Here is a 12331-nt window from a genome sequence, read left to right on the forward strand (position 1 = left end):
TGCTCAGTTTTTGATCGCGAAGCAGCTGACGGAGCTGCGCTTCAGGGCCTTGCAGGCGGCGTCGGCCGACTGCTCGTTGAGCCCGGCGAAGCGCGCGCGGTAATAGGTCGTCGCGCCCTTCGTGAAGGTTTCGGTGAAGGGCTCGGCGGCGTTCAGCGCGCGGCCGCCCTTCGTCTTGGCGTCCGACAGCAGCGCCTGGGCCTGCGAGGGCTCGGTGGTCGCGCCGATCTGGATCATCCAACCCTTGCGGACCGGCTGCTGCTCGACCACGGGGGCCGACGCCTCGACGACGTCGCGAGCGCCGGAACGGGGCGAGCGCGCCGAAACCGGACCGGCCGCGGAGGCGAGCTGGGTGCGCGGCTCTGCTTCGGCCGCGACGCTGCCCGTCGTGGTCGGGGTCGCGCCCACGACCCAGCGCATCGGCTGCGGGGCCGGAGCGAGCGAGGCGGCCTCGACCGGCTCGGATTCGGCCGAGACGGTGCGAACGCGGGCCTCGACGATCCGCGCCTCGGGCTTCGGCGTCGCGCCAGAGGCGATCGGCGCCGGAACCGGAGCAGGCGGCGGGGTCGGAACGGTCTCGAGCGACGCGACGCGCTGGGCGCCGGGCAGCGGAGAGGCGATCGGCGTCGGCACGCTCGCCATGACGGCGGGACGCGCGCCGCGCACGGCGGCGGGCTCGCGGGCGCTGGCGTCGGCGACGAGCGGCGCGGTGCGCGCGCCGGGCTGCGCCTTCGGCAGGTTGAGGGCGATGAGCTCGCGCATGTGGTTGTCGCGCGAGGGGCCCGAGCGGCCGCCCATCACCACCGCGACGATCGACCGGCCGTTGCTCTTCACCGAGCTCAGCAGGTTGAAGCCGGAAGCGTTGGTGTAGCCGGTCTTGATGCCGTCCACGCCCTCGACGCGGCCGAGCAGCTTGTTGTGGTTGCCGATCGAGCGGCCCGCGAAGTTGAACACGCGGGTGCCGAAATAGCCGTAATAGCGCGGGAACCGATCCTGGATCGCGCGGCCGAGCGTGACGAGGTCGCGGGCGGTGGTGACATGGCTGCCGTTCGGCAGGCCCGAGGCGTTGCGGAACACCGAGCTCGACATGCCGATGGCGCGGGCCTTGCGGGTCATCCGCTCGGCGAAGGCGCTCTCGGAACCTTCCAGGTTGTCGCCGAACGCGCAGGCGACGTCGTTGGCGGATTTGGTGACGAGCGCCTTGATGCCGTCCTCGACGTCGATCGTCTGGCCGGGGCGCAGGCCGAGCTTGGAGGGCGCGCGGGAGGCGCATTCCGACGACATCGTCATGCGGGTGTCGAGGCGGACGCGGCCGCGCTCGAGATCCTCGAACACGAGATAGAGCGTCATCACCTTGGTGACGGAAGCCGGGAAGCGGATCGCGTCGGCGTTCTTCTCGTAGAGCGTGCGGCCGGTCTTGGCGTCGACCACGAGCGCCGCGTAGTTCGACGCGCCCGTGAAGGTCGCGCCGGCCGCGGCGTGGACGATGCGCGGCGCACGCTTCTTCGAGCGCGCCTCGGCATGGTCGAAGGTTGTGAGGAGCGCCGCTCCCGCGAGGCCGGTGATGGCGAGGCCGGTCGCGAGTCGGGCGCCGAACTTGGTTACGCTACGAGACATTTCTTCCGCCATTTCCGTCGTCGCCGTCCCCCGGCGCGATGCTTTTTCCGAGAGGCGCCGCCCCCGCGGCGCCGATCAGCAGCGCCGCGCGGGCCGAACCCGATGGCGCTGTCAACGACGGTAGGAATTTGCGGTTACGCTCCGGTTAAGCGCGGCGTTGTGCGTTGCAAAAAACTTCCTTGACACGAATGTTGCACTGCATATATCTCGCCTGACGGGACGCAAAGCGGATCCCGTTTGGATCGAAAGTGGTGGGTTTGTCGCAGCGGCCACGAATGGAGCGCGACGGATCAGACATTCGTCGAAGGAGGAGACAACTATGACGACGACGACTTTTGAAGATTTCCAGAAGTACGGCCGCGAGAACATGGATCTCGCGCTGAAGAGCTTCGGCTCGGTGAGCAAGGGTTTCCAGGCCATCGCCGTCGAAGTCGCGGACTATTCGAAGAAGAGCTTCGAAGACAATTCCGCCCTGGTCGAGAAGCTGGCCGGCGCGAAGACCCTCGACAAGGCGATCGAAGTTCAGTCCGCCTTCGTCAAGACGAGCTACGAGACCTATCTCGCCCGCATGACCAAGCTCGGCGAGCTCTACGCGGACATCGCGAAAGAGAGCTACAAACCGGTCGAGACGGCGCTCTCGAAGGCGAAGTGACGTTTCGCCGCGGTTCGCTCCGCGGCTGAACCAAGAGATTTGAAGCCCGGTCGTCAGGCCGGGCTTTCTTTTTGCGCCCCCGGCTGCGGCTGCGCGTCGGTCCAGTCGGCGCGCCCCGACGACCGTGCGGCCGTTCGTGACGACATTGTCATCGTTCGGATCTCCCCGAAGCCGGCGAAGCCGATACGGGCGCCAGCGGTCGGCGCGGCGGGATCGTCACGCAGATGTCGTCCGCCGGCCGCGCCGCGCAAATCGGGGCGTGCGCCGCCGCCGGTTCGACGCGCGCCGGGCGGCCTTTTTATCGGACGGGCGAGCCCATACCTGTGTGCTGAGGAGAACGGCCCGCCGCTCTGGCGCCTGCGCTTCGGCGTGCTAGGATCGCATGAACCGATGCGATGCGGCGCCGCGGCGGGAGGCGAGACGCGGGCCGCCAGCACGAATGGACGGCGCGACCGATCGATGCATGAACGACCGACACATCCCGACGACGGCCAGCGGATCCGCAGAGCGGGCGCGGCTTCGGCGGCGGGTCCGAGGGCTGCCGGTCCCCGTCGCGACGACGACGGGCCGGGAGCGGCGGTCGTCACCAAGACGCGGCCCAAGGTCAAGCGGCCGAGCCTCTATCGCGTCCTGATCCTGAACGACGACTACACGCCGATGGAGTTCGTCGTCCACGTGCTCGAACAGTTCTTTTCCAAAGACCGTGAAGCTGCGACGCGGATCATGCTCCACGTCCACAATCACGGCGCAGGAGAGTGCGGCGTCTACACTTACGAAGTCGCCGAAACCAAAGTGACGCAGGTGATGGATTTCGCCCGAAAGCACCAGCACCCGCTGCAATGCGTCATGGAGAAGAAGTGAGGTAATCCAGTTGCCGTCATTTTCGCGCAGTCTCGAGCAGTCCCTGCATCGCGCTCTGGCTTTCGCCAATGAGCGCCGCCACGAATACGCGACGCTCGAGCATCTGCTCCTGTCGCTCGTCGACGACCAGGACGCCGCCGCCGTCATGCGGGCCTGCAACGTCGATCTCGAGATCCTGCGCCGAAACCTCATCGAGTATGTCGACAGCGAACTCGACAACCTCGTCGGGGACACGCAGGAAGACTCCAAACCCACCGCCGGCTTCCAGCGCGTCATCCAGCGCGCGGTGATCCACGTGACGTCCTCGGGCCGCGAGGAGGTGACGGGCGCCAACGTGCTCGTGGCGATCTTCGCCGAGCGCGAAAGCCACGCCGCGTTCTTCCTGCAGGAGCAGGACATGACGCGCTACGACGCGGTCAACTACATCAGCCACGGCATCGCCAAGCGCCCCGGCCTCTCGGAGAGCCGGCCCTCGCGCGGCGTCGAGGACGAGGCGGGGTCGACCGCCGACGAGCCGGCCGGCGCGAAAAAGAAGGCCGACGCGCTCGAGGCTTATTGCGTCAACCTCAACAAGAAGGCGAGGGACGGCAAGATCGATCCGCTGATCGGCCGCGACGCCGAGATCACGCGCACGATCCAGATCCTGTGCCGCCGCACCAAGAACAATCCGCTGTTCGTCGGCGACCCGGGCGTCGGCAAGACCGCGATCGCCGAAGGGCTCGCGCTGCGCATCGTGCGCGACGAGGTGCCCGAGGTGCTGCTCGACGCGACCGTGTTCTCGCTCGACATGGGATCGCTGCTCGCCGGCACCCGTTATCGCGGCGACTTCGAGGAGCGGCTGAAGCAGGTCGTGAAGGAGCTCGAGGCGACGCCCGGAGCCATACTGTTCATCGACGAGATCCACACGGTGATCGGCGCGGGCGCGACCTCGGGCGGGGCCATGGACGCCTCGAACCTCCTGAAGCCCGCGCTCGCCTCCGGCCAGCTGCGCTGCATCGGCTCGACCACCTACAAGGAATATCGCCAGCACTTTGAGAAGGACCGGGCGCTCGTCCGGCGCTTCCAGAAGATCGACGTGGCGGAGCCTTCGGTCGAGGATGCGGTGGAGATCCTCAAGGGCCTCAAGCCCTATTACGAGAGCTTCCACCAGGTCCGCTACACCAACGAGGCGATCAAGGCCGCGGTCGAGCTGTCGCATCGCTACATCGGCGACCGGAAGCTGCCGGACAAAGCCATCGACGTGATCGACGAGACCGGCGCGAGCCAGATGATCCTGCCGGAGAACAAGCGCCGGAAGACCATCGGCGTGAAGGAGATCGAGACCACGATCGCCACGATGGCGCGCATCCCGCCGAAGTCGGTCTCCAAGGACGACGCCGAGGTGCTGCGCTCGCTCACCGCGAACCTCAAGACGGTGGTCTACGGCCAGGAAGCGGCGATCGACGCGCTGTCCTCCACGATCAAGCTCGCGCGCGCCGGACTTCGCGACCCGGAGAAGCCGATCGGCTGCTACCTGTTCTCGGGGCCGACGGGCGTCGGCAAGACCGAGGTCGCCAAGCAGCTGTCGTCGATCCTCGGCGTGAAGCTGCTGCGCTTCGACATGTCCGAATACATGGAGCGCCACACCGTGAGCCGCCTCATCGGCGCGCCTCCCGGCTATGTGGGCTTCGACCAGGGCGGCCTGCTGACCGACGGCGTCGACCAGAACCCGCATTGCGTGCTCCTGCTCGACGAGATCGAGAAGGCTCACCCGGACCTGTTCAACATCCTGCTGCAGGTGATGGACCACGGGAAGCTGACCGACCACAACGGCAAGCAGGTCGACTTCCGCAACGTGATCCTGATCATGACGACGAATGCGGGCGCGGCCGATCTCGCCAAGGAGGCGATCGGCTTCGGGCGCGGCAAGCGTCAGGGCGAGGACACCGAGGCGATCAACCGCTTGTTCGCGCCGGAGTTCCGCAACCGCCTCGACTCGATCATCGCCTTCGGCAACCTGCCCATCGAGGTGGTGCGCCAGGTGGTCGAGAAGTTCGTGCTTCAGCTCGAGGCGCAGCTCGCCGACCGCAACGTCACGATCGAGCTCTCGGACGAGGCGCGCGACTGGCTCGCCGAGCGCGGCTACGACCCGATGATGGGCGCGCGGCCGCTCGCGCGGCTCATCCAGCAGACCATCAAGACGCCGCTCGCCGAAGAGGTGCTGTTCGGGCATCTCAAGGGCGGCGGCGCGGTCCAGGTGATCGTGAAGGACGGCGAGGACGGCAAGTCGGAGCTCGGCTTCGAGTTCCCGGAAGGCCCCGTGACGCCGAAGCCCGAGAAGATCGAGCGCGACGCCAAGGGCGCGGACAAGAGCGATGCCGAGAAGGCCGAGCCGGCCCGCAAGGCCTCGCCCAAGCGCAAGTCCGGCGACGGCCCGCGCCGCACCGTCACCAAGACGCCGCCGCTCGTGCGCAGTGACGGCTGAGGCGGGCGGCCGGCTCCGCTCCGCGCCGCGGAGCTGAGCCTTTGGCCGAAGACGGTTCGAACATCGAGGCGCCGGACGATCCCGGCGCCTCGTACTGGTTCTGGAACGGGGCCCGGTCGGCGCTGAGCGTCCCGGGCCTCGTGCTGTTCTGCAGCTATTTCGGCTTCGGCGCGATGACGCACGACTTCGGCTGGTCGTGGTGGATCGCGGGCCTTTCGACCTTGCTGATCTGGGCCGGGCCCGGACAGCTGGTGCTGGCCGGCTCGCTCGCCAACGGGGCGGGCCTCGCCGCCTCCGCGCTTGCGGTCACGATCTCGGCCGTGCGCCTCCTGCCGATGGTCATCGCGATCCTTCCCGCCTTGCGCACGACGGAGACGCGGCTCGGCACGCGCCTGCTCGCGGCGCATTTCGTCGCCGTCACGGCGTGGTTCGAGGGCGGCCGGCGCACGCAGATGATGCCGCGCTCGGGGCGCATGCCCTTCTTCCTCGGCTTGGCGAGCGGACTTGCGCTCGGCAGCACGCTCGCCACGATCGCGGGCCATCAGGCCGCCGGCCTGCTGCCGCCGGCGCTCGCCATCGGATTGCTCGGCCTGACGCCGATCTACTTCCTGCTGTCGCTGGAGCGCGGCGCGAGGGGCGTCGGCGAGAAGACGGCGATCGTCATCGGCCTCGTGACGGCGCCGGTCGTCGCGCAGATGTCCCCGAGTCTCGACCTGTTGCTGACCGGCCTCGCGGGCGGCACCGCGGCCTTTTTGATAGACCGCGCGATCGCCCGGCGAAGGACGCCGTCGTGATCCAGCACGACGACTGGTTCATGCTGCTGGCGCTTCTGGCCGCCTTCGCCGCGAACGAGGTCTGGCGCTCGCTCGGCGTCGTTCTGTCGGCGCGACTGCGCGAGGACAGCGCGCTGTTCGCCTGGGTGCGGATGGTGGCGACAGCGCTGGTGGCGGGGCTGGTGGCGAAGCTGGTGCTCTCGCCGACGGGCGCCTTCGGGCAGGCCCCGCTGTGGCTGAGGCTCGCCGCGGTCGGCTGCGGCGTCGCGGCTTACGCCGCTGGGCGGCGGTCGATGGCGCTTGGCGTTGGCGTCAGCGCCGCCGCGCTCATCGCGGGGATGGCCTGGCTCGGGCCGTAGCCGGCCGAATTTCGCGCGCGAACCATCGCCGTCATGCCCGTTCTTGCGCTGGTATCCACGACTTCGGCGGAGAGCTCTCCGATCCTAGAAGGCGTGGATGCCCCGCTGCCGCCGGGCATGACGGCGACGTTGCGCCTGCGATCGTCGCGTTGGCGGGTCCAAACGCAGTTCGGCCCCGACCGGAGGCCGGGGCCGAACCAAACTTGCGTCGGAACCCCTGCGCTCAGCGGCGCTGGGAGATCGGCATGTAGTCGCGCAACGGCGCGCCGGTGTAGAGCTGGCGCGGGCGGCCGATGCGCTGGGACGGATCCTCGAACATCTCCTTCCACTGCGCGATCCAGCCAACGGTGCGGGCGACGGCGAACAGCACGGTGAACATCGACACCGGGATGCCCATCGCCTTCAGCGTGATGCCCGAGTAGAAATCGATGTTCGGGTAGAGCTTGCGCTCGACGAAATACTCATCCTTGAGCGCGATCTGCTCGAGCTCCATCGCGACGTCGAGCAGCGGGTCGTCCTTGATGCCGAGTTCGCCCAGAACCTCATGGCAGGTCTTCTGCATGATCTTGGCGCGCGGATCGTAGTTCTTGTAGACGCGGTGCCCGAAGCCCATCAGGCGGAACGGGTCGTTCTTGTCCTTGGCCTTGGCCACGTATTTCGAAACGTTCTCGGGCTTGCCGATCTCGCCCAGCATCTTGAGCGCGGCCTCGTTCGCGCCGCCATGCGCCGGGCCCCAGAGGCAGGCGATGCCGGCCGCGATGCAGGCGAAGGGATTGGCGCCCGACGAGCCTGCGAGACGCACCGTCGAGGTGGAGGCGTTCTGCTCGTGGTCGGCATGCAGGATGAAGATGCGGTCCATGGCGCGCGCCAGAACCGGGTTCACCTTGTACTCTTCGCACGGCACCGCGAAGCACATGTTCAGGAAGTTGGCCGAGAAATCGAGCGCGTTCTGCGGATAGACGAAGGGCTGGCCGACCGAATACTTGAACGCCATGGCGGCGAGCGTCGGCGTCTTGGCGATCATGCGGATCGCCGCGATCTCGCGCTGCTCGGGATCGTTGATGTCGGTCGAGTCGTGATAGAAGGCCGAGAGCGCGCCGACGACGCCGCACATCACGGCCATCGGGTGGGCGTCGCGGCGGAAGCCCGAATAGAACCGCGACATCTGCTCATGCACCATGGTGTGGCGCGTGACCTGGCGGTCGAAGTCGGCCTTCTGGGCCGAGGTCGGCAGCTCGCCATGGAGCAGCAGGTAGCAGGTTTCGAGGAAGTCGCCGTTCTCGGCCAGCTGGTCGATCGGGTAGCCGCGATAGAGCAGCACGCCCTCGTCGCCGTCGATGTAGGTGATCTTCGACTCGCAGCTCGCCGTCGAGGTGAAGCCGGGATCGTAGGTGAACATCCCGGTGTTCTTGTAGAGCGTCTGGACATCGAGCACGGACGGCCCGATCGAGCCGTGGCGGATCGGCAGATCCATGCTGGCGCCGCCCACCGAGAGCGTGCCCGGAGCGTCGGAACTGATCTCGGCTTCCTTGAATTTGACCGTGCTGGCCGTCGGTGACATGCGCCATACCCCTTAGCTGAAACAGTGAGGTCTCACGCCGCTCTGACCGGCGCTTTCAGGCCTCGCTCGGAGGCCGCCGGGTCTCATGGCGGCTGCGAGCCTATACGACTATTGTTGCAGCGCAAACTAGGGCGCGGAGCGCCTTTGGCGAGTTTTTTTGATCGGTTTCAGACCTTCTGAATCTGCCGGGCCTGATCCTCAATTCGCCCAAGGCTTTCTTCGCGTCCGAGCGCCGCAAGCACGTCGAAAATGCCGGGCGACGTCTTGCGTCCCGTGAGCGCCGCGCGCAGCGGCTGGGCGACCGCGCCGAGTTTCACGCCCGCGTGCTCGGCGACGCGTCGCACCACGGCCTCGGCGTCGGCGGCGGACCATTCGGGAAGGGCCGCCAGTCCCTGATGGGTCGCGGCCAGCAGGCTGCGCGCCTCCGGCGTAAGCAGCTGTTCGGCGGCGGGCTCCATGGCGAGCGGGCGCTCGTCGGTTAGGAAGCGCGCGCCGTCGAGCAGCTCGACCAGCGTCTTGGCGCGCTCCTTCAGCCCCGGCAGCGCGAGCGCGAAGGCGTCCCACCGGCCGGTGGCGTCGAGCTTGGCCGCCGCCGCCTCGCCGCCCGGCAGGAAGGGCAGGGCCGTCCGGAACGCCGCCAGGAGATCGGCGTCCGGCGTCTCGCGCATGTAGTGGCCGTTGAGGTTCGACAGCTTGACCTGGTCGAAACGCGCGGCGGAGCGGCCGACCGAGCCGATGTCGAACCATTCGACCGCCTGTTCGGTCGAGAAGATCTCGTCGTCGCCGTGGCTCCAGCCGAGCCGCGCCAGATAGTTGCGCAGCGCCGCTGGCAGGAAGCCCATCTCGCGATAGGCCTCGACGCCCAGCGCGCCGTGGCGCTTCGACAGCTTCGCGCCGTCCGGCCCGTGGATCAGCGGGATGTGGGCCATTTTCGGCACGTCCCAGCCGAGCGCCTGGTAGATCTGCGTCTGGCGGGCGGCGTTGGTCAGATGGTCGACGCCGCGGATGACGTGGGTGACGCCCATGTCGTGGTCGTCCACGACCACGGCGAGCATGTAGGTGGGCGTTCCGTCCGAGCGCAGCAGGACGAGGTCGTCGAGGTCCTTGTTGGGGATCACGACGCGGCCCTGCACGAGGTCGTCCACCACTGTCTCCCCCTCGGTCGGGGCCTTCAGGCGAATGGCGGGCGCGCGGCCTTCCGGCGCGTCAGAAGCCGGGCGATCGCGCCAGCGGCCGTCATAGCGGGGCGCGCGGCCCTCGGCTTGAGCGGTCGAGCGCATCTCCTCGAGCTCTTCTGCCGAGGCGTAGCAGCGATAGGCGCGGCCGTCGGCGAGCATCTGCTCCACGGCTTCCCGGTGGCGCTCGGCGCGGGCGAACTGGAACACCGGCTCGCCGTCCCAGTCGAGGCCGATCCATTTCAGTCCGTCGAGGATCGCGTCGATCGCGCCTTGCGTGGAGCGCGCGCGGTCGGTGTCCTCGATCCGGAGCAGCATCTTGCCGCCGAGGCTTCTGGCGAAGAGCCAGTTGAACAAGGCGGTGCGCGCCCCCCCAATGTGGAGGAAGCCGGTGGGCGACGGCGCGAAGCGGGTGACGACGGGTTCGGTCACGGGCGGACGGTCTGGCTCTCGGAAAGGTTGCGTGCGAGGCTCATGGAGCCGCGCGTTGCGGCCCTCCTAACACAGGCGGCGGACCGGGGAAAAGACGGCCATGGCCATCGCGCCGAGCGGGCGTGAGTCGGACGGAGTTCGGGGCAGGGCGCGCGCGATCGCGCTGCCCGGGACCCGCACGCGCGCCGGCGCGCTGCCGGGCCTTTGGCGCGCCGCGCAGGGCTGGCTGCTCGACCGCCTCGCCGAGGAGGCGGAAGCCGGCCGTCCCGCGCTCTGGCTGCCGGTCGCTTTCGGCGTCGGCTGCGCGGTCTATTTCGCCGCCGCGCATGAGCCGGAGCTCTGGGCCGCGGCGCTCGCTTTCGGGATCTCCGCCGGCCTTGTGGTCGCGGCGCGAAAGCGCTTCCTTATCCTTGGCCTGGCTGTCGGGCTTGCGGCCGTAGCGGCGGGGTTTTTGGCCGGAAAGCTCGCGACGATCCGCGCCGACGCGCCGGTTCTGGCGCGCCCGATGTCCGCGGAAGTCGTCGGCCGCGTCGCGCTGATCGAGCCGCGCGAGAACGCCAGGCGGCGGGTGACGCTCGAGGTCGAACGCTTCGGCCCGCTCGAGGACGAGGACCTGCCGCGCCGCGTGCGCTTCACGCTTGGGCCCGAGCCCGCCTTCACGGCCGGAGACCGCGTCTCGCTCGAAGCTTTCTGGCGGCCGCCCGAGGGGCCGGTGCGGCCCGGCGGCTACGACTTCGCGCGCGTCGCCTTCTTCAACGGGATCGGCGCGAGCGCCTTCGCGCCGAAGAACGTGAAGGCCTGGGGCCCTGCCGAAACGCAAGGCTGGGACGCGGCCCTTCAACGATTGCGCGAACGGCTGACGAAGCGCATCACCGCCGCAGTGGGCGGTCCTGAAGGAACGGTGGCGGCCGCGCTCGTCACCGGCGTTCAGGGGCCGATCCCGCAGCCGACCGAGGACGCGCTGCGCGCCGCGGGCCTCAGCCACATCCTGTCGATCTCCGGTCTTCACATGGCGCTGATCGCCGGGACGCTGTTCGCTCTCGTGCGCGCGGCGCTGGCGCTCATTCCGGGCCTTGCGCTGCGATGGCCGGTGAAGGGCGTCGCAGCGGCGCTCGCGCTCGCCGGGGCGACCTTTTACCTGGCGCTCTCGGGCGCGGAGGTCGCGACGCAGCGCTCCTACGTCATGATCGCGGTGGCGTTCGTCGCGGTGCTGGTCGGCCGCCCGGCGCTGTCGCTGCGAAACTTCGCGCTCGCGGGCCTCGCCGTGATGGCGCTGACGCCCGACGCGCTGCTCGGGCCGAGCTTCCAGATGTCGTTCGCGGCGGTCGCGGGCCTCCTCGCCTGGTTCGAGGCGCGCAAGGGCAAGGCGAAGCCGCCGCCGCCCGAAACCCTTGCGGGCAAGGCGCTGCGCTGGTTCGCCGCCGCCGCGGCCGTCGCCGTGATGACGACGATCGTCGCGGGTCTCGCGACCGCGCCCTTCGCCGCCTATCACTTCCACCGCACCACCCCCTATTCGCTGGTCGGCAACGCGCTCGCCACCCCGCTGCTCGGGATCATCGTGATGCCGAGCGTCGTCGGCGGCCTCGCCTTCGCGCCGCTCGGGCTCGACGGACCTTGGTGGCAGGCCATGGGCTTTGGCCTGCGCGGCGTATTGGCGATCGCCGAGACCGTCGCCTCGTGGCCTGGCTCCGAACGCTTCGTGTTCGCCTTCGGGGAAACGGCGCTCATCCTGTTCGCGGTCGGGATCGCCTGGCTCTGCCTGTGGCGAACGGCGCTGCGCTATCTCGGCGCGCCCGCGATCGGCCTCGCGCTCGCGCTGGCGGCGTTTCCGGCGCGGCCCGACGTCGTGATCGACGCCTCCGGACGGCAGATCGCCGCGCGCGGGCCCGACGGGCGCCTGGCGATCCTCGGAGGCCGGGCGTCGAGCTTCTCGGCGAGGGTCTGGCGCGGGGCTGACGGCGAGGCGCCGGGGGGCCCGAGTCCCGACGGCGGGCGCTGCGACTCGCAAGGCTGCGTCGCGCCGCTTTCCGGCGGTGGAGAGGTCGCGCTCGTGACCGACGCGCGGGCCTTCGCCGAGGAGTGCCGGATTGCGACGCTCGTCGTCACGCCGCTCGTCGCGCCGAAGGCCTGCAGCGAAACCGCGGCGGTCGTCGACCGGCGGACGCTCGCCGCGACCGGCGCGCTGGAGCTGACGCGGCAAGGCGTGGCGTTCTCGGCCAAGGCGGCGCGCGATCCGGCCGGACGGCGTCCGTGGACGGGCCCTATGCTTCGCGATCCGCCGCCGGCGGAGGCGCTGCGGCTGAGCTTCGCCACGCAGCCGAAGGCGGCCGGACCGCCGCAGGATCACAAGATCGTCGATCCCACGGAACCGGACGATATGACAGGCGACGGCGAAGAGCCCTAGCGTCTGCGGCCGCTCGATGCCGCCGACATATCC

At 69.2% G+C, this 12331-nt stretch carries 9 protein-coding genes; 6 read left to right on the plus strand and 3 right to left on the minus strand.

Going from position 1 to position 12331, the window contains the following annotated elements:
* Nucleotides 1–3 precede the first annotated feature (3 nt).
* Nucleotides 4–1617, minus strand: coding sequence for an SPOR domain-containing protein (locus ACFOWB_RS12215; protein ID WP_261402500.1), 1614 nt, complete (start codon nt 1615–1617; stop codon nt 4–6).
* 319 nt (nt 1618–1936) lie between these two features.
* Between ACFOWB_RS12215 and ACFOWB_RS12220 the strand changes: the two genes are divergently transcribed.
* From ACFOWB_RS12220 to ACFOWB_RS12240, 5 genes are all read left to right on the plus strand, one after another.
* A complete protein-coding gene (locus tag ACFOWB_RS12220) occupies nt 1937–2269 on the plus strand; it encodes a phasin family protein (RefSeq protein WP_261402501.1) in 333 nt (110 codons plus the stop codon).
* Between the two features lie 459 nt (nt 2270–2728).
* Nucleotides 2729–3130 (plus strand): ATP-dependent Clp protease adapter ClpS, encoded by a 402-nt coding sequence (gene clpS / locus ACFOWB_RS12225; RefSeq protein ID WP_261402502.1) that lies wholly within the window; start codon nt 2729–2731, stop codon nt 3128–3130.
* A 10-nt stretch (nt 3131–3140) separates the two neighbouring features.
* Complete coding sequence (clpA, locus tag ACFOWB_RS12230) at nt 3141–5594, plus strand: ATP-dependent Clp protease ATP-binding subunit ClpA (protein ID WP_261402503.1); 2454 nt, start codon at nt 3141–3143, stop codon at nt 5592–5594.
* Nucleotides 5595–5635: 41 nt separating this feature from the next.
* The gene (locus tag ACFOWB_RS12235; RefSeq protein ID WP_378147547.1) at nt 5636–6388 is read left to right on the plus strand and encodes an AzlC family ABC transporter permease; all 753 of its coding nucleotides are present in this window, start codon (nt 5636–5638) and stop codon (nt 6386–6388) included.
* Nucleotides 6385–6726 carry an AzlD domain-containing protein gene (locus ACFOWB_RS12240; protein WP_378147549.1) on the plus strand — a complete coding sequence of 114 codons (342 nt, stop codon included), beginning with the start codon at nt 6385–6387 and terminating at the stop codon, nt 6724–6726. Before ACFOWB_RS12235 ends, ACFOWB_RS12240 begins: the two co-directional genes overlap by 4 nt.
* Nucleotides 6727–6949: 223 nt before the next feature.
* Here the strand turns inward: ACFOWB_RS12240 and gltA are convergent, their stop codons facing one another.
* Together gltA and gltX are read right to left on the minus strand one after the other, a co-directional pair.
* Nucleotides 6950–8287, minus strand: a complete 1338-nt coding sequence (gltA, locus tag ACFOWB_RS12245) for a citrate synthase (RefSeq protein WP_378147551.1) — start codon at nt 8285–8287, stop codon at nt 6950–6952.
* Between the two features lie 167 nt (nt 8288–8454).
* Nucleotides 8455–9894, minus strand: a complete 1440-nt coding sequence (gene gltX, locus ACFOWB_RS12250) for a glutamate--tRNA ligase (protein ID WP_378147553.1) — start codon at nt 9892–9894, stop codon at nt 8455–8457.
* 100 nt (nt 9895–9994) lie between these two features.
* Here gltX and ACFOWB_RS12255 point away from each other — a divergent pair, with 100 nt between their 5' ends.
* Nucleotides 9995–12298 carry a ComEC/Rec2 family competence protein gene (locus ACFOWB_RS12255; protein WP_378147555.1) on the plus strand — a complete coding sequence of 768 codons (2304 nt, stop codon included), beginning with the start codon at nt 9995–9997 and terminating at the stop codon, nt 12296–12298.
* Nucleotides 12299–12331 lie beyond the last annotated feature (33 nt).

The sequence above is a fragment of the Chenggangzhangella methanolivorans genome, from assembly GCF_042648545.1.
Classification (GTDB): domain Bacteria; phylum Pseudomonadota; class Alphaproteobacteria; order Rhizobiales; family Methylopilaceae; genus Methylopila; species Methylopila methanolivorans.